This window comes from Microbacterium sp. Root280D1 (genome assembly GCF_001428975.1).
GTDB lineage: Bacteria > Actinomycetota > Actinomycetes > Actinomycetales > Microbacteriaceae > Microbacterium.
In genome coordinates this window covers 291,128-312,904 of the sequence record NZ_LMJK01000002.1, presented here as the reverse complement: position 1 = coordinate 312,904, position 21,777 = coordinate 291,128, and the positions used below count along the sequence as shown (strand labels likewise).

Here is a 21,777-nt window from a genome sequence, read left to right as displayed (position 1 = left end):
AGCCTCACTCTATGAGGCGCAATGCCGCTCAGGCCTGAACGAGGACGGGCTTGCGCGCCTCTGTGCGATACGACAGCAACGCGATCACGAGGCCCGCGACGGCGAGGGCCGCCCCCGTCCACGACGGCGCGACGAAGCCCCATCCGGCCGCGATCACCATGCCGCCGAGGAACGCGCCGAGGCTGTTGCCGATGTTGAGCGCAGAGTGGTTCATCGCCGCGGCGATCGACTGATTGTCTCCGGCGACATCCATCAACCGCGTCTGAATCGTCGGGCTGAGCACCGAGGACACGAAGCCCACGACGAATACGAGGAGGGCGAGGCTGACGATCCAGAATGCGAGCACGGCGAGGAGTGCGAACACGAGCGCCATCGCTGCGAGTCCGAAGAGCAGCGTGCGTCGCAGGTCGATGTCGGCGAGATGCCCGCCGACGAGGTTGCCGGCGGTCATGCCCAATCCCATCAGCACCAGCACGATCGGCACCGCCCACTCGGGAGAGCCCGCCACCTCGGTCACCAGGGGCGCGATGTAGCTGTAGACCGCGAAGAAGCCGCCGAACCCGATCGCACCGACGCCGAGCGTGAACCAGACCTGCGGGATGCGGAACACGCCGAGCTCCTCGCGCATGGTCCGGCCGGGAGAGCCGGGATGCTCGGGCACGAAGAAGATGATGCAGACGGTCGCGAGGGCGAAGACGAGGGTCACAATCGCGAAGGCTGCCCGCCACCCCCAGAGCTGACCGAGGAAGGTCCCGAACGGCACCCCGACCACGTTCGCCACCGTCAATCCGGTGAGGATGAAGGCGACGCCCTTGGCTCGGTTGCCCGGCCCCATCACGTCAGCCGCGACCAGCGCGCCGATGCCGAAGTAAGCGCCGTGAGGCAGCCCCGCGAGGAATCGCGAGGCACCGACGAGTTCGAAGGTCGGGAGGAAGACCGTGAGCGCGTTGAACAGGGTCAGCGCCAGAGCCAGCCCGATCATCACGCGATGCCGCGGGTAGCGCGCGACGAAGCCGGCGATCGTGGGAGCTCCGACGACGACGCCGAGAGCGTAGAGCGAGATCAGCCAGCCGGCCTGGCTCAGCGCGTCTTCGGGGCTGCTGGCCCACAGCGTGGGCAGCAGCTCGTCAGCGATGTTGGGCAGCAGGCCCATGACGACGAACTCGGTCATGCCGATGCCGAAGCTGCCGATGGCGAGGGAGAGGAGCGCCCACTTCGCCGCACCCCTCGATTCAGTCGAGGGATTCACCCGTCGAGTCTACGGGGTGTCCGAGTCGTCGATCGCCGCTTCGAGCCGCTCGATCTTCGCATCGAGCTCCCCCGCGTACCCGGGTCGGATGTCCGCCTTGAGCACCAGCGAGACCCGCGACCCGAACGGCATCACGGCCTCGGTCGCGCGCTTGACGACGTCCATCACCGAGTCCCAGTCCGGTCCTTCGATCTCGGTGAACATGCTGGTCGTGCGGTGCGGCAGTCCCGACTCGCGCACGACCCGCACGGCGGCGGCGACCGCGTCGTGGACCGACGCGTCTGAGCGCTCCGATCCGTCGGAGGGTGTGCCGCTCGGCGCGACGGAGAAGGCGATCAACATGGGTTCACTCCCGGGTGGACGGATTGCGGGCGGGCACACGGACGACGGCGCGGATGCCGACGGCGAGGAGCACGATGAGGAGGACGTTCCGCGCGGTCAGGATGACGATGGGCTGCAGCTCCGCGCGCAGCAGCGCGTCGTAGCTGAGCGGGTAGACCAGGCACGTGAGGGCACAGAGCGCGAGCACGAGCACGGCGGGCCAGACGGCTCGTGCGCGGTCGAAGACGAACCACAGGATGACCGGAGCGATCAGCCACGTCTGGAACTGCGGCGAGCCCACCTTGTTCATCACGATCAGGGTCGTGACGAGACTCAGCGCGAGAGGAGGCAACAGCCGCGCCGACGATGCGCCCCGCGCAGCCTTGAGTCCCCCGACGACCATCACGACGACCACGAGGACCGCCATCAGCGGTGTGAGCACCGCACTGACCGCGTCCGCACCCTGAGCACTGATCTGGAAGGTCAGGATGTCGAAGCTGTACTCGATGCGAGCGGCACCCGAGATCGCGAGCCAGAGGAACGGGGTCGCCGCGACGGCTTCGATCTGGAGGCCCCGCCCGGTCTGCTCCGTCAGGAATCCGAAGATCTCGGTGTCGGCTCCGAGCAGGAACAGCAGCGAGATGACGACGGCGGACACGGCTGCAGCCGTGAGCAGGACGCGCATCCTGCTCACGAGCGCGACCACGGCGGCGAGCACGAGGGCGGCCGGCCAGATCTTGATCCAGGCGCCGATCGTCAGCAGCGCGGCTGCCGCAGCGGGGCGACGGACCAGCCAGAGCCCGCCGATCACCGCCAGAGGCACGGTGATCGCGTCGATGCGGTACATCGCGATCGGGCCTAGCAGAAGCAGGGCGGCGACCCAGAACCACGCCGCCGCACGCCGCGGCCGAGATGATGCGCGGCCGAGAAGCACCGCGAAGGCGATCGCATCGAGCACCGTCACAAGCGCAGCCCACGCGATCAGATAGGCCTCCGAGGCGCCCACGACGGCGATGAGCGGGGCCGACAGGACCTTGGCGAGCAGCATGGGAACGAGCGCGAGCTGGGGATAGACCCACGACTCGGTGATCCCGACGATCGCTCCTCCCGAGAGCGCGGCGGTCGACCAGGGTTCGTAGACCAGCACCACGTCGCCCATCGGCTGGCTCGGGTACAGCCACCCCATGACCGCGATCGCGATATGCACGGTCGCGAACGCGCTCCACAGCGCGACGAGACGAACCGTCGTGGTGCGACTCACGCGATGACGTCCGCGATCGCGCGAGGAAGAGCCTCCGCGACATCCAGGGCGACGATCGGATGCCCCTGCGCGCCGCCGATTGCGCCGATGCCCGCAGCGATGCGCCCGGCGTGACCGTGCAGCCAGGCGGCGGCGGCCGCGATCTCCGCAGTCGATGCGTCGACGTCGCCCGCGAGCAGCGCTCCGAGAACACCCCCGAGGACATCACCGGTGCCGGCCGTCGCCAGCCAGCCGGTGCCTGCCTCCACTCGGATGACGCCGCCGTCGGGGTCTGCGATCAGCGTCTGCGCGCCCTTCAGCAGCACGGTCGCGTCGACCTCGCTCGCCACGCGGGCGACCGCGGTCGCCCGATCATCGTCACCGGCGAAGCCGAGCTGAGTCTGCAGTCGCTCGAACTCGCGTCGATGCGGCGTCAGCACGAGCGGCGCGCGGCTCCCGGGCGCGAGATCCAGTGCCCCCGCGTCGACGACCACCGGAACGGAGCCGTCGAGCAGGTCGCGGAGCTCGCGTTCCTCGTCGGAGGTCCTGCTCGCGGCATTCGTCCCCGATCCGATGACCCAGGCGCCGACGCGTGCGCCGGCGGCCCGCGGGCTGACCACCGTCTCGGGGCGGCGAGCGATCACGGCATCCGCCGCTCGTCCCTCACCGATATACCGGACGAATCCTGCTCCGGCACGCCACGCCGCTTCCACGCCGAGCACGGCTGCGCCGGGGTAGTCCGAAGACCCGGTGCGCAGGCCCACGACCCCGCGGGAGTACTTGTCGTCATCCGCGCCCGGCACGCGCAGGAGGCGGGCGGTGTCGTCGCGGGACCAATCGCGTGCGTCGGGCATGACTCCACGTTAGTGCGACGGCCCTCCTCGCCCCAGCCGCACAGTAGCGTCGAGGGGTGAGCATTCTCTTCTCTCCCCTGAGCATCCGTTCCTCCACTTTCCGCAACCGGCTGTGGGTGTCCCCCATGTGCATGTACAGCGCGGTGGACGGCGTCGTGCAGGAGTGGCACCACACTCACCTCGCGCAGTTCGCCTCCGGCGGCGCGGGCCTGATCGTCGCCGAGGCGACCGCTGTCGTGCCGGAAGGTCGCATCTCACCGCGAGACGCCGGGCTCTGGAACGACGAGCAGCGCGACGCCTGGGCGCCGATCGTCGAGGCGATCCACTCGCGCGGTGCCGCTGCGGGCATCCAATTGGCGCACGCCGGCCGCAAGGCGTCGACCTGGTGGCCCTGGGCCGACGAGCGCGGATCCGTGCCCGAGACCGACGGCGGATGGACGACCACGGCCCCGTCCGCGATCGCCTTCGAGGGCTTCGCCGCACCGGTCGCACTCGATGCGGCCGGCATCGACGCCGTCGTGGCGGGATTCGCCGCCGCCACTCGACGGGCGCTCGACGCCGGCTTCGACGTGCTCGAGGTCCACGGCGCACACGGATACCTGCTGCACCAGTTCCTCTCTCCTCTGTCGAACCTGCGGGACGACGAGTACGGCGGATCGCTCGAGAACCGGGCTCGGCTGCTCCTCCGGGTGGTCGACGCGATCCGCGAGGTCGCCGGTGACGATGTGCCGGTGTTCGTCCGCATCTCGGCGACCGATAACGCCGAGGGCGGGTTCACGCCCGAGGAGGCGGCGACGGTGAGCACCTGGGTCACCGAGCACGGGGCCGATCTCATCGACGTCTCCAGCGGCGGGCTCGTCGCGCATCAGCAGATCAGCGTGTTCCCCGGATACCAGGTGCCGCTGGCCGAGACTGTGCGCCAGGGCGGACGCATCCCGGTGTCCGCCGTGGGCCTGATCACCGCTGCCGAACAGGCCGAGCAGGTGCTTGCCGACGGGGCCGCCGACGCGATCTTCGCCGGCCGGGAATGGCTGCGCGACCCGCACTTCGCGCTCCGCGCCGCGCACGAACTCGGCGCGGACATCACCTGGCCGCCGCAGTACGAGCGCGCGCACTGGCGCTGACCACCGCCCACGGCGAAGGCCCCGGTCCGCTACGGACCGAGGCCTTCGTCATGTGTGCGGCTCAGTGGCCGCGGATGCGACGGGTCGCGTCCTGCACCTCGCCCACGAGCTCCTCGAGGATGTCCTCCAGGAAGAGCACGGCGGTCGTGCGCCCCTGGGAGTCGCGCACCTTCGCCAGGTGTCGACCCGCTCGGCGCATCACCGCGAGTGCGTCTTCCAGATCCGTGTCCTCCTGGATCGGCACCATGTGGTTGATGCGCTTCGAGGGCAGCGGCTCGACCAGCTTCGCGGCAGAGCCCGGCCCGTCCGACGCCCGCAGGATGTCCTTCAGGTGGACGTACCCGACCGGCGCACCCTCGTCGTCGACGATCACGTAGCGCGAGAATCCGTACCGGGCGACGGCCTTCTCGATGTCGTCGGGCGTCGTGGACTGCGGAAGGGTCACGAGATCGCTGAGCGGAACAGCCACGTCGCGAGCCTTCTTGTCGGTGAACTCCACGGCGGCCGCGACCGTGCCCGCCGTGTCGGTGAGCACGCCCTCGCGCCGTGACTGGTCGACGATCGTCGCGACCTCGTCGAGTGTGAACGTCGACGCCGCCTCGTTCTTGGGCTCGACCCGGAACAGCCGCAGCACGCCGTTGGCGGCCGCGTTCAGCAGCCAGATCACCGGCATGAAGATCTTGGACACCAGCACGAGCGGCGGCGCGAGTATGAGCACCGCGCGATCCGGCACCGAGAACGCGAGGTTCTTCGGCACCATCTCACCGAACACGACGTGAAGGAACGACACGATGAGCAGGGCGATCGTGAACGACACCGCGTCGACGACGCCGTCCGACCAGCCGATCGCGTGCAGCGGCACAGCGAGCAGATGATGGATGGCGGGCTCTGAGACGTTCAGGATCAGCAGCGAGCAGATGGTGATGCCCAGCTGCGAGGTCGCGAGCATCAGCGTCGCGTGCTCCATCGCGTAGAGCGCGGTCTTGGCGGCGCGCGACCCGCGGTCGGCCTTCGGCTCGATCTGCGATCGACGCGCGGAGATCACCGCGAACTCTGCGCCCACGAAGAACGCGTTCGCCACCAGCAGCACGACCAGCCAGGCCAGTCCTCCCCAGTCGTTCATCGTCCGACCACCTCTCCCGGCAGATCCGGACTCGGAACGTAGCGGATCCGATCGACGCGGCGACCGTCCATCCGGACGACCTGGAGCGTGCCCGTGTCGAGGGCGACCTCGTCGCCCACCGACGGCACGCGCTCGAGGACGCTCATGACATACCCGCCCACGGTGTCGTACACATCTCCCTCGGGAACCTCCACGCCCGCTCTGCGGCGCAGCTCGTCGGGCCGCAGCTCCCCGGGGAACGTGATGCCGTCCCGATTGCGGACGACACCGGCGCGCGTGCGGTCGTGCTCGTCGGAGACCTCGCCCACGAGTTCCTCCACGAGGTCCTCCAGCGTGACGAGACCGGCAGTTCCGCCGTACTCGTCGACGACCACCGCCAGCTGATATCCGCGGGCTCTGAGCTCAGAGATGAGCGCATCGACGTGCACGGTCTCCGGCACGCGCAGCGGATCGGTCGAGAGCGCGCCGACAGGGACCTCGCCGCGTCGCTCGCGCGGCACGGAGATCGCGGCCTTGAGGTGAACGACACCCGTGATGTCGTCGAGATCGTCGTCGTACACCGGGAAGCGGCTGTGCCCCGTCCGGCGAGCGAGCTGGATGACGTCGTCCGCTGAGTCTCCGACGGCGAGCGCATGCATGCTCGGCCGAGCCGTCATCACATCGGCGGCCGTCAATCGCGAGAACGTCAGGGTGCGGTCCAGCAGGCTGGCGGTGTCGGCTTCGAGCAGCCCGGCGCTCGCCGAGCGACGCACGAGAGAAGAGAGCTCTTCCGCGCTGCGGGCGCCCGAGAGCTCCTCCTTCGGCTCGATGCCGATGCTCCGCAGGACCCCGTTCGCGCTGCCGTTGAGCACGACGACGGCGGGCTTGAAGACGGTGGTGAAGGCGACCTGGAACGGGATGACGAGCTTCGCGGTCGCGAGCGGCAGGGCGAGAGCGAAGTTCTTCGGAACGAGCTCGCCGAGGATCATCGACAGCACCGTGGCGACCAGCATGGCGACGATGGTGGCGATCGGGCCGACGGCCGCGTCGGGGATGCTCCACGCGACGAGCGTCGGACCGAGGAGGTTCGAGAGCGCCGGCTCCATCGTGTACCCCGTCAGCAGCGTCGTCAGGGTGATGCCGAGCTGGGCGGACGACAGGTGGGTCGAGGTGTGCTTGAGTGCGCTGATCGTCAGCGACAGGCGGGACTCGCCCCGGGCCTGGCGGGCTTCGAGGTCGGCACGGTCGAGATTGACCAGCGCGAACTCGCTCGCGACGAACAGCCCCGTGCCCACAGTGAGCAGAAGCCCCACGCCCAAGAGGATGTAGTCCATCAGTCGTTCCTCCCGATGTGGAGAGGCAGGCAGTGGGGCGATGTACTACAACTGGGAGGGTCGTCCATGGTGTCCACGATTCTACGGGATGCCGGTGCGACGGAGGACGGACCGCTACCAGCTGACCGGCAGCGCCTTGCCCTCTTCGTATCCGGCCGCGGACTGCAGCCCGACGAGCGCCCTGTCGTGGAACTCGGGCACCGAAGACGCACCGGCATAGGTGAACGACGACCGCACGCCCGAGGTGATCATGTCGAGCAGGTCCTCGAGTCCCGGGCGCAGCGGATCGAGGTAGATCTTCGACGAGGAGATCCCCTCCGCGAACAGCTCCTTCCGTGCGCGCTCATAGGCATCGAGGCGTCCGAATCGGGCCTGCACCGCCTTCGTCGAGGCCATCCCCCAGGATTCCTTGTAGAGACGGCCCTCCGCGTCGCTCTGCAGCTCTCCGGGCGCTTCGATCGTCCCGGCGAACCAGGAGCCGACCATGACGGATGCTGCGCCGGCGGCGAGGGCGAGCGCCACATCACGCGGATATCGCACGCCCCCGTCCGCCCAGACGTGCGCGCCCTGCTCGCGTGCCGCTTCTGCGGTCTCGAGCACGGCGGAGAACTGCGGTCGGCCGACCGCGGTCATCATCCGCGTCGTGCACATGGCGCCGGGCCCCACGCCGACCTTGAGGATCGAGGCGCCCGCCTCGACGAGGTCCTTGACGCCGTCGGCGGTGACGATGTTCCCCGCCACGATCGGGATGCCGAGGTCCAGAGCGGCCACGGCGCTCAGCGCACGCAGCATCCCCTCCTGGTGCCCGTGCGCCGTGTCGACCACGAGCACGTCGACGCCTGCGGCCGCCAGTGCCTTCGCCTTGGCGGCGACGTCTCCGTTGATGCCGACCGCCGCCGCGACGGCGAGACGGCCGTCGCGGTCCAGGGCCGGCCGATACAGCGTCGAGCGCAGAGCACTGCGCGCACTGAGGGTGCCCACGAGATGTCCGTGGTGCGTGATCGTGACCATGTCGACGCCCGCGTCGGTGATCACGTCGAACGCATGACGCTCGGATCCGATGTCGTCGGCGTCGAGCGACGGTGTGCCGACGTGCACGAGATCGCCCAGCTGCGCATCGGGCAGCGCGGTCGCCAGCCGTGTCGCGGGCAGGACGCCGAGGATCCTCTCCGCATCGTGCGGTGCCTCTCCCGTGGCGACGACGATGCCGTGCCCGGCGGTGGCCGGCATCAGACGAAGGGCGTACGCCACCGACGCCTCGGGCGGCAGCACGATCGGCGTGTCCCACAGCACCGGCTGCGCCTTGACATCGCGGATCGCGGCGTCCAGCCCCTGTAGGGGCATGTCCTGCGGAAGCACTCCGAGCCCGCCCCGCCGCGCGAGCACCGCGGCGAGCCGAGGACCGGTGACGGAATTCATGTTCGAGGCCACGATCGGGAGCGTCGCGGGAGTCCCGTCCTGCGGCGCCAGATCGACCTGCAGACGACTCGTGACAGCCGATCGTCGCGGCACGAGGAACACGTCGGAATAGGTCAGATCGACTGCGGGTGACTCACCGGAGAACTCCATACCCCCACGGTACTCAGATAGCGCCGCCGAGGGCGCATGCCTTCGACGAATGCCCGAGGAAACACGTTAGGCTTGGAAGTCGAGAGTGTGCGGGCCCGGACGCATCACGCGTCCTGGTGTGCATATATGGACTTCAGCGATGAAAGAGGGCGATCGAGCGTGTCGAACCAGGTGACCGGCGTCGGGGGCGACGGGGGGTTCGGAGCCAATTCCTGGCTCGTGGAAGAGCTCTACGAGCAGTACAAGGTGAACCGCGACTCCGTCGACAAGGAGTGGTGGCCGATCCTCGAGAAGTACCAGTCGGATGCCGCGACCGGCAGCGCGGTCCCCGCAGCCGCCACGGAGCAGCCGGCTCACCCCGTGACCGCGCCCATCCCGGTCATCGGCGCACAGCCCGTCGCACGGACCACGACCAAGCCCGCCGCTGCAGCCCCGATCCCCGCGCAGGCTCCGAAGCCCGCAGCCAAGGCCGAGGCGCCCGAGTCAGCCGAGCCCGTCGAAGAGGACAAGGTCACGCCCCTCCGCGGTCTGCCCAAGACCCTCGCCGCGAACATGGACGAGTCGCTGACGGTTCCGACCGCGACGAGCGTGCGCACGGTGCCCGCGAAGCTGATGATCGACAACCGGATCGTCATCAACAACCACATGGCGCGCACGCGCGGCGGCAAGATCAGCTTCACCCACCTCATCGGCTGGGCGCTGATCCGCACGCTCGACGAGTTCCGCAGCCAGAACGTCTTCTACGCCGAGATCGACGGCAAGCCCTCGGTCGTGGCTCCGGCTCACGTGAACCTCGGCATCGCGATCGATCTGCCCAAGCCCGACGGCACGCGCGCTCTGATGGTCCCCAGCATCAAGCGCGCCGACACGCTGACCTTCAGCGAGTATCTCGTCGCCTACGAAGACCTCGTGACGCGCGCCCGCAACAACAAGCTGACGGCGGCCGACTTCCAGGGCACCACGGTCTCACTCACCAACCCCGGCGGCATCGGCACCGTGCACTCCGTGCCTCGTCTGATGAAGGGGCAGGGCTGCATCATCGGCGCCGGTGCCCTCGAGTACCCGGCCGAGTTCCAGGGAGCGAGCGAGAAGACGCTCAACGAGCTGGCGATCGGCAAGACGATCACGCTGACGAGCACCTATGACCACCGAGTCATCCAGGGCGCCGGCTCCGGCGAGTTCCTGAAGAAGGTCCACGAGCTCCTGATCGGACAGCGCGGCTTCTACGACGACATCTTCGCCGCTCTGCGCATCCCGTACTCCCCCATCCGCTGGAACCCCGACATCGCGGTGGATCTCGCCGAGCGCGTCGACAAGCAGTCCCGCGTGCAGGAGCTCATCAACTCGTTCCGCGTGCGCGGTCACCTGATGGCCGACATCGATCCGCTCGAGTACGTCCAGCGCTCGCACCCCGACCTCGAGATCGAGAGCCACGGGCTCACCTTCTGGGATCTCGACCGCGAGTTCGTGACCGGCGGGTTCGGTGGCCGCCGTGTCGCCAAGCTGCGCGACATCCTCGGCGTCCTTCGCGACTCGTACTGCCGCACGCTCGGCATCGAGTACATGCACATCCAGGACCCGGAGCAGCGCCGCTGGTTCCAGGAGAAGGTCGAGGTCAAGTACCAGAAGCCCGGCCACGACGAGCAGCTGCGGGTTCTCCGCAAGCTCAACGAGGCCGAGGCGTTCGAGACCTTCCTGCAGACCAAGTTCGTCGGTCAGAAGCGGTTCTCGCTCGAGGGCGGCGAGTCTCTCGTCCCGCTGCTCGACGAGATCCTCCAGGGTGCGGCCACATCCGGACTCGAGGGCGCCGCGATCGGCATGGCGCACCGCGGCCGTCTGAACGTGCTGACGAACATCGCGGGCAAGACCTACGGCCACGTGTTCCAGGAGTTCGAGGGCACGCAGACCCCCGGCAACCAGCGCGGCTCGGGCGATGTGAAGTACCACCTGGGCACCGAGGGAACGTTCGTCGCCGATGACGGCTCCGAGCTCCCGGTGTATCTGGCCGCGAACCCGTCTCACCTCGAGACGGTCGACGGAGTCCTCGAGGGCATCGTGCGCGCCAAGCAGGACCGCAAGCCGATCGGCACGTTCGCCTGGCTGCCGATCCTCGTGCACGGCGACGCGGCGTTCGCCGGTCAGGGCGTGGTGGTCGAGACGCTGCAGATGTCTCAGCTGCGCGGGTATCGCACCGGCGGCACGATCCACGTGGTGGTCAACAACCAGGTCGGCTTCACGACCCTCCCGAACGACTCGCGTTCCTCGGTGTACTCGACCGATGTCGCGAAGACCATCCAGGCACCCGTGTTCCACGTGAACGGCGACGACCCCGAGGCTGTGATCCACGTCGCGCAGCTCGCGTTCGAATACCGCGAGCGGTTCCACCGCGACGTCGTCATCGACCTCGTCTGCTACCGCCGCCGTGGTCACAACGAGGGAGACGACCCCTCGATGACGCAACCGCTGATGACCGACCTGATCCAGGCGAAGCGATCGGTGCGCAAGCTGTACACGGAGTCGCTCGTCGGTCGTGGCGACATCACCGAAGAGGAGTACGACGAGGCCAAGGCCGACTTCCAGAACCGTCTGGAGATCGCGTTCGCCGAGACGCACGCCGCCGAGACCGGCGCCAACCCGGTCGCGCAGGATCTGCCGCCGGTCGACGAGCAGGTCGGCGCTCCGGAGATCACCGGAGTCTCGAACGAGGTCATCCAGCTCATCGGCGACGCGTTCGTGAACAAGCCCGAGGGCTTCACGGTGCACCCCAAGCTGCAGCAGCAGCTCGAGAAGCGTCTCGACATGAGCCGCAACGGCAACATCGACTGGGGCTTCGGCGAGCTTCTCGCCTTCGGTTCGCTCCTCGTCGAGGGAACGCCCGTGCGGCTCGCCGGGCAGGACTCGCGCCGCGGCACGTTCGTGCAGCGTCACGCGACTCTGCACGACCGCGCGAACGGCCAGGAATGGCTGCCGCTGTCGAACCTCTCCGAGTCGCAGGGCCGTTTCTTCGTCTACGACTCGCTCCTCAGCGAGTATGCGGCGCTCGGCTTCGAGTACGGCTACTCCGTCGAGGCTCCCGAGGCGCTCGTGCTGTGGGAGGCCCAGTTCGGCGACTTCGTCAACGGCGCTCAGTCCGTCATCGACGAGTACATCTCGGCGGCGGAGCAGAAGTGGGGACAGCAGTCCAGCGTCACGCTGCTCCTCCCCCACGGCTACGAGGGTCAGGGGCCGGACCACTCCTCCTCGCGCATCGAGCGGTTCCTGCAGATGTGCGCGCAGGACAACATGATCGTCGCGCGCCCCTCGACGCCCGCGTCGTACTTCCACCTGCTGCGCCGCCAGGCCTACGCGCGTCCGCGCAAGCCGCTCATCGTCTTCACCCCGAAGGCCATGCTGCGTCTGCGTGGGGCGACGAGCCCGGTCGAGGCCTTCACGCAGGGCCGTTTCGAGCCGGTTCTCGACGACAGCCGGGGCCTCGATCGCAATGCCGTGAAGCGCGTCCTCGTGCACTCCGGCAAGGTGCACTGGGATCTCAAGGCCGAACTCGAGAAGAACCCGAACCCCGAGATCGCGCTGGTCAGGCTCGAGCAGCTCTACCCGACCCCGATCGACGGACTGAAGGCCATCACCGATTCGTACCCGAACGCCGAGCTGGTGTGGGTGCAGGAGGAGCCGGAGAACCAGGGAGCCTGGCCGTTCCTGGCACTCGCCTTCGCCGATGTCCCGGGTGACCGCAGCTTCCGTCCGGTGTCGCGTCCGGCTTCGGCATCGCCCGCGACGGGCTCGTCGAAGGTGCACGCAGCCGAGCAGGCGAAGCTGCTGCGGGATGCCCTCACGCTCGGCTGATACCCGGCAGACATGAAAGGGGCGCCTCGACTTCGGTCGAGGCGCCCCTTTCGTCTGAGAGTTCAGTACCAGATGTCGAGTGCCGGCACGGGGAATGCCACGAACGCGCGGTCCAGCTCTTCCACGACGGCGGCGTCGGCATCGATCCGTCCGGCGACGTGCAGAGACGAGGCCCGCACACCCCCGGCATAGAGGATGGAGAGCGCGGACACATCGAGCTCCGCATCCACGGCCGCGGGATCGTCCACGGCCTCGACGGATGCCTCCCCCGTCTCGTCGACGCGCAGACGCCAGTCACCCGACGCGAAGCCGAGCGGATCGCGAACGCGCAGAATCACATCGATGGGCGCCGAGTACCGTCGCGCAGGGAGAGCCGCGGGGACGTCGAGCAGGCGCAGCCAGCCATGGTCGTGCACCGTCTGTGTGACACCGCGCGGGTCGCGAACCAGCCACGGAAGGGCATCGTCGAGCGGGCGCAGATCGGCGGTGACCTCGTCGACGAGATCGTGCTGCAGCGCGAACCCCCACAGGGCGGCAGTCGCTTCGGGAGTCTCCGCGACCAGCAGGCGCACGGCGAGGGCGAATCGGAAGGATCCGGTGCGCTCGCTGAGGGTGAAGGCCATCGCCCCGCGCACCTCGCCGTCCGCATCGACGAAGCGGATGCCGCGCACCTGATCGCGGTCGGTGTCACTCGGTGACAGGCCGGCGATGCCGGTCCAGCGGGAGTGCCACCCGGGGATCTGACCGCCACGATGACCGCGGACCCGATCATGCACCGCTCCGAGTTCCGCGGCGAGCGACTCGCGGTCGAGGTATTCGACGCGGCCGTCCGAAGACGGACCTGCCCAGCCGGCGCGACGGGTATCGACCGTGACGCGCGACATATGCACAGCCGACCCGAAGCCGTACCTGCCGTAGATGGTCGCCTCCGAGACCGTCAGCCCCGCGATCGGCACTCCTGCCGTCGCCGCTGCCCTGAGCTCGCCCTCGAGGAGCGCTCGCGCGATGCCGCGACGTCGGTGCGTGGCCGACACCGTGACTCCGCTGATCGCCCACATCGGGATCTCGCCCCCACCGGGCAGCGTCAGCGGCGTGACCCAGGAGTCGATCGTGGCGACCGGAGGGGCGCCCGTCGCCGCTGCGTCGTAGACGCCGATGTTGCGTCGCGACTCGAAGGCCGCTCGGCCGAAGGCGAGCACCTCCGGTGTGGGCTCCGCGCCGAGGAAACCTCGGGTCATCGCCCTCTGGAAGCTCTCGGACTGTGCGTCGTCAGCGGTGTCGACGACCCGGTAGACCAGCGATTCCGCCGCCAGTCGCTCGGTGGAGGTCGGATCGGCCGGGATGTCGCGTGAATCGATGAGCGTCATGCTTCCAGCCTATGGGCGGATGCCGACATCACGATCTCAGGGGTCGACGGCTGCTCGCCCGCGGTCAGTGCTGAGCGGACTGCACCTCGCGCAGTCGCGCGAACACCTGGTCGCGCAGCTCCTCCGGAGCCGTCTCCTTGCAAGCGCGCGCCACGACCTCGGTGAGGGTCGTCGCCACGAGTGCCTCGTCCCGACAGGACGGGCAGTTCTCGAGATGCTCGCGGATCTCCGTGTGCTCGGTGTTGCAGACCTCGTTGCGGAGGTACTCCTCGAGATCCTTGCGGGCCTTGTCGCAGCCGCAGTCGGTCATTTCTTGCTCCTCGGGTCGGCCGCGGAGATTCCCCGCTCCACGGCGTAGTCAGCCAGCAGCTCCCGCAGCATCCGCCTGCCTCTATGCAGGCGACTCATCACGGTGCCGATGGGCGTCTTCATGATGTCCGCGATCTCCTGGTAGGCGAAGCCCTCGACGTCCGCGAGGTACACCGCCAGCCGGAAGTCCTCGGGTACGGCCTGCAACGCGTCCTTGACGACCGATGCGGGCATGTGGTCGATGGCTTCCGCCTCGGCCGAACGGCTGTGCGACGCGGTGGTCGTGGTCGACTCCGCACCGCCCATCTGCCAGTCCTCGAGCTCGTCGATCGTGCCCTGGAAAGGCTCCCGCTGCTTCTTGCGGTAGATGTTGATGTAGGTGTTCGTGAGGATCCGATAGAGCCACGCCTTGAGGTTCGTGCCCTGCGAGAACGTCGCCCAGGATCCGTACGCCTTGACGAAGGTCTCCTGCACGAGGTCAGCAGCATCAGCCGGGTTGCGCGTCATGCGCATCGCCGCGGCGTAGAGCTGATCCATGAACGGGATCGCCTGTTCCTCGAATTCGCGCCGAGGGTCGCTGACCGTCTCTGCGGTTGCCGTGTCATCCATCACCGGCCAGTCTAGGCGGGCGAGGTCCACCGACTCGCGTTCCAGCGTTGCGAGCATGCTCTCTCCTTGTCGTCGAGCGCCCGGATTCCGTCATGCGAGCACTCGCGTTTACTAAGGTGGGAACCGATGAGCGCCAACAGGTATTCCCCCTCCCCTGTCCAGGGCGTCTACGTCGCGCCGACCAGCGCGAACGCCGTCCACGCGACCGTGACGATCCCGGGCTCGAAATCGCTCACGAATCGCGAGCTCATCATCGCCGCGATCGCTGACGGACCGGGCCGGCTCATCGCTCCGCTGCACTCCGACGACTCCCGTCGGATGATCGACGCGCTGCGGGCGTTGGGTGTGGGCATCGAGGAGGTCGACGGCAACGGAGACTTCGGCCCCGATCTGGCGATCACTCCCGCCAAACTCGTCGGCGGCACCACGATCGACTGCGGCCAGGCCGGCACGGTCATGCGCTTCATCGCGCCGCTCGCGGGCCTCGCGCAGCACGACGTGCACCTCACCGCTCACGAGACCGCGCTCCACAGGCCGATGGGCGGCCTCATCAGCGCACTGCGCGACCTGGGAGTCGACATCGACGACGAGGGGACGTGGGCGCTGCCGTTCACCGTCCGCGGGCACGGCCGCATCCGCGGTGGACGGGTCGAGATCGATGCCTCGGCATCCAGCCAGTTCGTCTCGGGACTGCTGCTCGCGGCGCCGCGGTTCGACGTGGGTCTGCACCTGGTGCACACCGGCGAGCATCTGCCGAGCCTGCCCCACATCGACATGACGATCGAGGCGCTGAGTCGTCGTGGCATTCGCATCGAGCGGCCCGCCACCGGAGAGTGGCTCGTCGAAGCCGGGGTGCCCCGCGCCAAGGAGATCGCCATCGAGCCCGATCTCTCGAACGCCGCGCCGTTCCTCGCCGCGGCCCTGGTCACGGGCGGGGCGGTGTCGGTTCCCGGCTGGCCGGTGCACTCCACCCAGCCCGGCGCACTGCTTCCCGAGATCCTGCAGGCGATGGGCGCGCACGTCGGCCGGCACAGCGGGACGCTGACGGTCAGGGCCGGCTCCGAGATCCGCGGACTCGACATGGACCTGTCCGCAGCGAGCGAGCTGACTCCCACCCTCGTCGGGCTCGCGGCGTTCGCGTCCGGCCCGACGACGATCCGCGGAATCGGTCACATCCGACTCCACGAGACCGATCGCATCGCGGCCCTCGTGGGCAACATCCGCGCGCTGGGAGGCGAGGCGGAGGAGCTCTCCGACGGTCTGCGCATCATCCCGCGGGATCTGCACGGCGGCGGCTGGGCGGCGCACCACGACCACCGCATGGCGACGACGGGCGCCCTCATCGGCCTGCGCGTTCCGGGAGTCGAGATCGACGACATCGGAACGACATCGAAGACCCTCCCTGAATTCACCCTCCTGTGGGAGCGCATGCTGCGGGGCGCGTCCGCGTGAGCTGGCTCGACGACTCCGACGACCTCGAGGACGACTTCGAGGACTTCGATGAGAGCAGCATCCGCGCGCGTCCGAACCCGAAGGCGAATCGCCCCCGCACGAAGCGGCGGCCCGCCCATGACGATGCGCAGATCGGACGCGTCCTCGGTGTCGACCGCGGCCGCTACTCCGTGCTGCTCGATGAGGACACGCCCGACGAGCGGATGATCACCGCGGCACGGGCACGAGAACTCCGCAGGAACCCGATCGTGACGGGCGACCAGGCGAAGGTCGTCGGTGACATCTCCGGCGAGGACGGCACGCTGGGGCGCATCATCGGCATCGCCGATCGCACCTCTCTGCTCAGGCGCAGCGCCGACGACACCGACCAGGTCGAGCGCGTCATCGTCGCGAACGCCGATCAGATGCTGGTCGTCGTCGCCGCGGCCGACCCCGAGCCGCGAGCCCGACTGGTCGACCGCTATCTCGTCGCCGCTCTGGACGCCGGCATCCGCCCGCTCCTCGTCGTGACCAAGACCGACCTGGCCGATCCCAGCGCCTTCCTGTCGCACTTCGACGGCCTCGACCTGCGCGTCTTCACGAGTGCGCAGGACGAGATGCCCGTCGAAGAGATCGGCGCGGCACTGGTCGGTCACTCGACGGTCTTCGTCGGCCACTCCGGCGTGGGCAAGTCGACGCTCGTGAACGCCCTGGTGCCCAGCGCGCTCCGCGCTACAGGGCACGTCAACCAGGTCACCGGCCGTGGCAGGCACACCTCCTCGTCCACCGTCTCTCTGCGGTACGTCGGCCCCGAAGGTCGCGGCTGGGTGATCGACACCCCGGGGGTCCGGTCCTTCGGACTCGGGCACGTCAACCCCGCGAACATCCTCGCCGCATTCACCGAACTCGCCGAGATCGCCGAGAACTGTCCGCGCGGATGCACGCACCTCGCCGATGCCCCGGATTGCGCTCTCATCGAAGCCGCGGAGAGCGGCGAGCTCAGCGAGACGGGACGAGCGCGTCTGGACTCCCTCCAGCGGCTCCTGCAGACCTTCGCCGACAAGGCGGAGCAGACGCCCGGCCGCTAGGCTGGAGGGGTGACTGTGCGCCTGGAACCCGGAACCGCTGCCCCCGACTTCGCTCTCCTCGACCAAGACGGACAGACCGTCACCCTCGACGATCTGCGCGGCCGCAAGACGGTGCTGTACTTCTATCCCGCGGCCATGACCCCGGGCTGCACGACGCAGGCCTGCGACTTCCGCGACAGCATCTCGTCGCTCGAGGGCGCCGGATACCGGGTGGTCGGGGTCTCGCGCGACGAGCCCGCAAAGCTCGCCGAGTTCCGCGAGCGCGACGGCCTCACCTTCACCCTTCTCAGCGACCCCGACCACGCGGTGCACTCCGCGTACGGCGTATGGGGCGAGAAGATGAACTACGGCAAGGTCGTGGAGGGCGTCATCCGATCGACCTTCGTGCTCGATGAGCAGGGCACGATCGCACTCGCCCAGTACAACGTCAAGGCCACCGGACACGTCGCGCGCCTGCGCAAGCTCCTCGGCGTCGACGCCTGACGGTCACTCCGCCGGGCGCTCGTTCTCGGCTCGCGTGCTGGCGATCAGCAGCGCGAAGCACAGCAGTGCTGGCAGACCCACTCCGACGGTGAACGCCCACGCGACCGGCTGCAGCGTCAGCGAGGCGAGCGCGAGCGCGATGGCGAGCACCTGGAAGACGACGCCACCCGATCGCGCCCATGACCGCCCCGTCCTCGTCCCGATCGCGAACGCGATGAGCGCGGCGGCGCCGAGGAGAGTGAGCACGATGAGAGCGAGCGCTGTCGGCAGTGAGGCTGCGTCCCCTGCACCGAGGCCCACGAGCTCGATGAGAGCGAAGACGATCAAGGCGGCGCCCTCCGCCGCGAGGACCGCGGATGCCGCCAGAGCGAGGCCGGGTGAGCGCACAGTTGTCTCCTGAGAATCGGATGAGAACGGCGGAAACCCTTGATTTCGCTGGTTTCATGTAACAGAATAGACAGCGTCATGTGCTCCCACAGCGGCGTGGGGCGGGCTTCGAGCTCGCATCACAGAAAGCGGGCATCCGTCCGTATCTCATACAGGGTAGCTGAACCCGATCTGCACCCGAAATCCGAGTCGTCGCAGTGCGTCGATTTCTGAAAAACCACACCGAGGAGCCCCCATGGACTGGCGCGATAAGGCCGCCTGCTTGACTGTCGACCCCGAACTGTTCTTCCCTGTCGGGAACACGGGTCCGGCCGTCGACCAGATCGAGAAGGCGAAGACCGTCTGCGCCACCTGCACGGTGACCGAGATCTGCCTGCAGTACGCCCTCGAGTCCAGCCAGGACTCGGGCGTGTGGGGCGGCCTCTCCGAGGACGAGCGCCGCGCACTCAAGCGCCGCGCCGCCCGCGCCCGCCGCGCCTCCTGAACATCGAGAAGCGGCCCGAGACGATGTCTCGGGCCGCTTCTGCGTATCTGCTCACCGTCGCGGCGGACTCGTCACGCGGTGAGCCAGCGGAGCGGGATGTCGATGACGACTTCGGTGCCCTCTCCCTCGCTCCCCCGCCACTCGATCGATCCGCTGAGCTCCCCCTGGATCAGGGTGCGGATGATCTGCGTTCCCAGTCCCTGACCGATGCGCCCCTCCGGCAGCCCCTTGCCGGTGTCGTGCACCGTGACGCGCAGATTCTCCTCGGTGCGCGTGGCGTCGATCGTGACCATGCCCTCCTGCCCTGCGAGGCCGTGCTCTACCGCGTTCGTGACGACCTCGGTGAGCGCGAGAGCCAACGGCGTCGCATACTCGCTCGGCAGGACCCCGAAGCGCCCGGTCGACCGAGTGCGCGCACGGGTGTTCGGCGCGGATGCGACCTCGGCGACGAGCTTCAGAACCCGGTGGAACACCTCGTCGAAGTCGACCTTCTGAGTCAGCCCCTGAGCGAGGGTGTCGTGAACCACCGCGATGGAGTCCACACGTCTCATCGCCTGGGTCAGCGCATCGCGCGCCTCGTCCGAGTGCGTACGACGCGCCTGGATGCGCAACAGCGATGCGACCGTCTGCAGGTTGTTCTTGACACGGTGATGGATCTCACGGATCGTCGCGTCCTTGGTGATGAGCTCCTGCTCCTGATGACGCAGCTCCGACACGTCCCGGCACAGGACGATGGCACCGATGCGCGTCCCGTGATCCTTGAGGGGAATCGCCCGCAGCGAGACAGTGACGCCGCGTGCTTCGATGTCGGTGCGCCACGGGGCGCGCCCCGTCACGACGACGGGCAGCGACTCGTCGACCTGTCGCGACGGCGGCACGAGCCTGGTGGTGACCTCGGCGAGAGACTCGCCCTCCAGTTCGTCATCGAACCCCATGCGATTGAACGCCGAGAGCGCGTTCGGACTGGCGAACGTCGTGATGCCGTCGACGTCGATCCGGATCAAGCCGTCTGACGCTCGGGGAGCTCCGCGGCGCGGGGAGGTCGGAGCCGCCGGATCGGGAAAGCTGCCGTCGGCGATCATCCGGAAGATGTCGTTCGCGCACTCGTCGAACGTGATCTGCTGTCGCGACGGCGTCCGGGCCTCGCCGAGGTTCGTGTGCCGGGTGACGACGCCGATGACGGTCCCCTGGTGCTCGCTGCCGCGGCGCTCGTTGACGATCGGCACCGCCCTCACGCGCGTCGGGGTCTCCTCGAACCAATCCGGTGAGGACGAGTCCACGATCTCCGCCGAATCGAACGCCCCCTGCACCTGCGTGCGCCACTGCGGCCGCACCCGCTCGCCCACGATGTCGCGGTAGAACAGGGTGGCCGCTCCGCTCGGACGGGCGTGGGCTACGGCGACGAACGATCCGTCGTCGGTCTCGATCCAGACGACGATGTCCGCCGACGCGAGGTCCGCGAGAAGCTGACCGTCGCCGGCGAGTCGATGCAGCCACTCGACATCGTTCTCGGCAAGACGGCCCTGGGCATTGGCGAGGTCGCTGAGCGTTGACACCCCACCAGCCTAGAGCGCGTCCGCTCAGAGAACGGCCAGCGACGTCGCCCGCCAGCGTCGGTCGAGACCTTCGAGGCGAATCGCCACCGCCCGGGTGCGACCGGGACCCGCGACCACGACGACGGCCTCTACCTTGCCGTCCACCGGTTCCGTCACGCGGATCGACAGGATCTCGAAAGTCGGGCGCGCAGGCGAGACCCCCCTCGCGCTGCGCGCCCTCGCCGACAGATTCGCCCGCGTCACCAAACTCCGGTACGCGTCTTCATTGAACCAGCGGGCGAGCTGATCGACTTCTCTGACTCCCGCGAGCACCTCGAGCACGCCCTGGGTCAGGCTCCGCAGCAGCGGACTCGGATCCGGCAGCTCGGCGCGGGGCGTCGGCTGTGGTGCGAAGTACTCGTGAAGCATCATCTGAGGCACTCTCCATCGGGAAGACTGCGCCAAGTAGAGCATGCGTCGACTGGCCGATCCGGTCGCGTTCGTGATGTATGTGGATAACTCGTACATGCGCTCCCGGACTTCATTTACGGTGGTCCGCGTGCACTGGGATCGACTGTTCGAAGACCTCGAAGGCCAGCTGGCCTCCGAGTGGGAGAGCGAGCGCGCGGCGCTCGACGCCGAGTCGGAGCGCCTGCGCATCTCGAGGCTCGAGCTTCGCAGCCGGCTCAGAGTGCTCTGCACATCGGCCGCTCCCGCCACCCTGGATCTGCCGGGTGGAGCTCGCGTTCGGGCACGACTGAACGCGCTGGGCTCCGATTGGATCGCTGCGACGATCGCGCAGGCCGAGGAATCACGGACGACGCGGTCGACCGTGATCGTCCCCCTCCACGCGCTCCGCGGGCTCACCGTCGATCACGGTCTGCTGCTGTCGAGCCTGGACGAAGAGGACGACCCCGCCCCCGTGCTCCGCGAGCGCATGTCGCTCGGGTTCGTCCTCCGTGACCTCGCCCGGCGGCGGGTTCCGGTCAGAATCGTCAGCGTCGATGCATCCGACCTCCACGGGACGATCGACCGAGCGGGTGCGGACCATCTGGATCTCGCCCTGCACGACCCGGGCGAGGCGAGGACCGCCTCGGCGGTGCGTGCGTTCCAGATCATCCCGTTCGCAGCCGTCACGTCGGTTCAGACCGCGGGAGATCAGATGCCGTGACGGCGGGATGTGCCCCAGACCTCTGGGAAACTCGCCTCATTCGCCTCACGCCACAGTGCCATCCGTCTGGCCTCTTCGGACTGCTCGGCGAGATACTCCGAAAGGCTCGACTCCTCGACGCGCCACCGGGCGGGTGCACCGAGCTTGGACCCGCGCAGACGTCCCGCGTAGACGAGTTCGATGACCTCGTCGACCCCGATGCTCAGCAGTTCCGCCACCTGCGCCGGCGCCAGGAAGCGCTGCGTGGCCGGAGAGGAATGGGGCATGCTCCCATTCT

The 21,777-nt window shown here is 68.6% G+C and carries 21 protein-coding genes; 7 read left to right on the top strand and 14 right to left on the bottom strand.

Annotated features, from left to right (window positions below; all coding sequences use genetic code 11):
- Window positions 1-28: 28 nt before the first annotated feature.
- From ASE34_RS07560 to ASE34_RS07545, 4 genes are read right to left on the bottom strand one after another with little or no spacing between them, the layout of a single operon-like run.
- A complete protein-coding gene (locus tag ASE34_RS07560) occupies window positions 29-1,249 on the bottom strand; it encodes an MFS transporter (RefSeq protein WP_056278286.1) in 1,221 nt (406 codons plus the stop codon).
- Window positions 1,250-1,258: 9 nt separating this feature from the next.
- Window positions 1,259-1,591: an MTH1187 family thiamine-binding protein gene (locus ASE34_RS07555; RefSeq protein WP_056278282.1), complete on the bottom strand. Its 333-nt coding sequence runs from the start codon at window positions 1,589-1,591 to the stop codon at window positions 1,259-1,261.
- Window positions 1,592-1,595: 4 nt separating this feature from the next.
- Window positions 1,596-2,831 carry a hypothetical protein gene (locus tag ASE34_RS07550; protein WP_230100633.1) on the bottom strand — a complete coding sequence of 412 codons (1,236 nt, stop codon included), beginning with the start codon at window positions 2,829-2,831 and terminating at the stop codon, window positions 1,596-1,598.
- Complete coding sequence (locus ASE34_RS07545) at window positions 2,828-3,664, bottom strand: NAD(P)H-hydrate dehydratase (RefSeq protein ID WP_056278278.1); 837 nt, start codon at window positions 3,662-3,664, stop codon at window positions 2,828-2,830. Before ASE34_RS07545 ends, ASE34_RS07550 begins: the two co-directional genes overlap by 4 nt.
- A gap of 56 nt (window positions 3,665-3,720) precedes the next feature.
- Between ASE34_RS07545 and ASE34_RS07540 the strand changes: the two genes are divergently transcribed.
- Window positions 3,721-4,788: an NADH:flavin oxidoreductase/NADH oxidase gene (locus ASE34_RS07540; RefSeq protein WP_056278275.1), complete on the top strand. Its 1,068-nt coding sequence runs from the start codon at window positions 3,721-3,723 to the stop codon at window positions 4,786-4,788.
- Between the two features lie 61 nt (window positions 4,789-4,849).
- On the opposite strand, the gene ASE34_RS07535 is transcribed toward ASE34_RS07540, so the two are convergent.
- The 3 genes from ASE34_RS07535 to ASE34_RS07525 form a co-directional block, all read right to left on the bottom strand.
- Window positions 4,850-5,911 (bottom strand): hemolysin family protein, encoded by a 1,062-nt coding sequence (locus tag ASE34_RS07535; protein WP_056278271.1) that lies wholly within the window; start codon window positions 5,909-5,911, stop codon window positions 4,850-4,852.
- The gene (locus ASE34_RS07530) at window positions 5,908-7,224 is read right to left on the bottom strand and encodes a hemolysin family protein (RefSeq protein WP_053095681.1); all 1,317 of its coding nucleotides are present in this window, start codon (window positions 7,222-7,224) and stop codon (window positions 5,908-5,910) included. Before ASE34_RS07530 ends, ASE34_RS07535 begins: the two co-directional genes overlap by 4 nt.
- Window positions 7,225-7,338: 114 nt before the next feature.
- A complete protein-coding gene (locus tag ASE34_RS07525) occupies window positions 7,339-8,793 on the bottom strand; it encodes a GuaB1 family IMP dehydrogenase-related protein (RefSeq protein WP_056278269.1) in 1,455 nt (484 codons plus the stop codon).
- Between the two features lie 159 nt (window positions 8,794-8,952).
- Between ASE34_RS07525 and ASE34_RS07520 the strand changes: the two genes are divergently transcribed.
- Window positions 8,953-12,636, top strand: coding sequence for a multifunctional oxoglutarate decarboxylase/oxoglutarate dehydrogenase thiamine pyrophosphate-binding subunit/dihydrolipoyllysine-residue succinyltransferase subunit (locus ASE34_RS07520; RefSeq protein WP_056278266.1), 3,684 nt, complete (start codon window positions 8,953-8,955; stop codon window positions 12,634-12,636).
- A 62-nt stretch (window positions 12,637-12,698) separates the two neighbouring features.
- On the opposite strand, the gene ASE34_RS07515 is transcribed toward ASE34_RS07520, so the two are convergent.
- From ASE34_RS07515 to ASE34_RS07505, 3 genes are all read right to left on the bottom strand, one after another.
- Window positions 12,699-14,003 carry a GNAT family N-acetyltransferase gene (locus ASE34_RS07515; protein ID WP_056278263.1) on the bottom strand — a complete coding sequence of 435 codons (1,305 nt, stop codon included), beginning with the start codon at window positions 14,001-14,003 and terminating at the stop codon, window positions 12,699-12,701.
- A gap of 64 nt (window positions 14,004-14,067) precedes the next feature.
- Window positions 14,068-14,313 (bottom strand): zf-HC2 domain-containing protein, encoded by a 246-nt coding sequence (locus tag ASE34_RS07510; protein WP_053095677.1) that lies wholly within the window; start codon window positions 14,311-14,313, stop codon window positions 14,068-14,070.
- Window positions 14,310-14,978 (bottom strand): sigma-70 family RNA polymerase sigma factor, encoded by a 669-nt coding sequence (locus ASE34_RS07505; protein WP_053095676.1) that lies wholly within the window; start codon window positions 14,976-14,978, stop codon window positions 14,310-14,312. Before ASE34_RS07505 ends, ASE34_RS07510 begins: the two co-directional genes overlap by 4 nt.
- Before the next feature lie 69 nt (window positions 14,979-15,047).
- Between ASE34_RS07505 and aroA the strand changes: the two genes are divergently transcribed.
- The 3 genes from aroA to bcp are packed head-to-tail and all read left to right on the top strand — an operon-like array spanning window position 15,048 to window position 17,923.
- On the top strand, window positions 15,048-16,373 hold the full coding sequence (gene aroA / locus ASE34_RS07500) for a 3-phosphoshikimate 1-carboxyvinyltransferase (protein ID WP_056278260.1): 1,326 nt from the start codon (window positions 15,048-15,050) through the stop codon (window positions 16,371-16,373).
- Window positions 16,370-17,440 carry a ribosome small subunit-dependent GTPase A gene (gene rsgA, locus ASE34_RS07495; RefSeq protein ID WP_056279017.1) on the top strand — a complete coding sequence of 357 codons (1,071 nt, stop codon included), beginning with the start codon at window positions 16,370-16,372 and terminating at the stop codon, window positions 17,438-17,440. Before aroA ends, rsgA begins: the two co-directional genes overlap by 4 nt.
- Before the next feature lie 9 nt (window positions 17,441-17,449).
- Window positions 17,450-17,923, top strand: coding sequence for a thioredoxin-dependent thiol peroxidase (gene bcp / locus ASE34_RS07490; RefSeq protein WP_053095674.1), 474 nt, complete (start codon window positions 17,450-17,452; stop codon window positions 17,921-17,923).
- Window positions 17,924-17,926: 3 nt separating this feature from the next.
- Here the strand turns inward: bcp and ASE34_RS07485 are convergent, their stop codons facing one another.
- Window positions 17,927-18,310 carry a hypothetical protein gene (locus ASE34_RS07485; protein WP_053095673.1) on the bottom strand — a complete coding sequence of 128 codons (384 nt, stop codon included), beginning with the start codon at window positions 18,308-18,310 and terminating at the stop codon, window positions 17,927-17,929.
- Window positions 18,311-18,545: 235 nt separating this feature from the next.
- Between ASE34_RS07485 and ASE34_RS07480 the strand changes: the two genes are divergently transcribed.
- On the top strand, window positions 18,546-18,794 hold the full coding sequence (locus ASE34_RS07480; RefSeq protein WP_028503730.1) for a WhiB family transcriptional regulator: 249 nt from the start codon (window positions 18,546-18,548) through the stop codon (window positions 18,792-18,794).
- A 71-nt stretch (window positions 18,795-18,865) separates the two neighbouring features.
- Here the strand turns inward: ASE34_RS07480 and ASE34_RS07475 are convergent, their stop codons facing one another.
- Together ASE34_RS07475 and ASE34_RS07470 are read right to left on the bottom strand one after the other, a co-directional pair.
- Window positions 18,866-20,350 carry a sensor histidine kinase gene (locus ASE34_RS07475; protein ID WP_056278258.1) on the bottom strand — a complete coding sequence of 495 codons (1,485 nt, stop codon included), beginning with the start codon at window positions 20,348-20,350 and terminating at the stop codon, window positions 18,866-18,868.
- A 24-nt stretch (window positions 20,351-20,374) separates the two neighbouring features.
- Window positions 20,375-20,761: an Rv3235 family protein gene (locus tag ASE34_RS07470; RefSeq protein ID WP_171821901.1), complete on the bottom strand. Its 387-nt coding sequence runs from the start codon at window positions 20,759-20,761 to the stop codon at window positions 20,375-20,377.
- Window positions 20,762-20,888: 127 nt separating this feature from the next.
- Here ASE34_RS07470 and ASE34_RS07465 point away from each other — a divergent pair, with 127 nt between their 5' ends.
- Window positions 20,889-21,500 carry a hypothetical protein gene (locus ASE34_RS07465; protein WP_056279016.1) on the top strand — a complete coding sequence of 204 codons (612 nt, stop codon included), beginning with the start codon at window positions 20,889-20,891 and terminating at the stop codon, window positions 21,498-21,500.
- Here ASE34_RS07465 and ASE34_RS07460 read toward each other — a convergent pair.
- Window positions 21,488-21,766, bottom strand: coding sequence for a helix-turn-helix domain-containing protein (locus ASE34_RS07460; protein WP_056278255.1), 279 nt, complete (start codon window positions 21,764-21,766; stop codon window positions 21,488-21,490). The two genes, ASE34_RS07465 and ASE34_RS07460, sit on opposite strands and share 13 nt — an antisense overlap.
- Window positions 21,767-21,777: the final 11 nt, after the last annotated feature.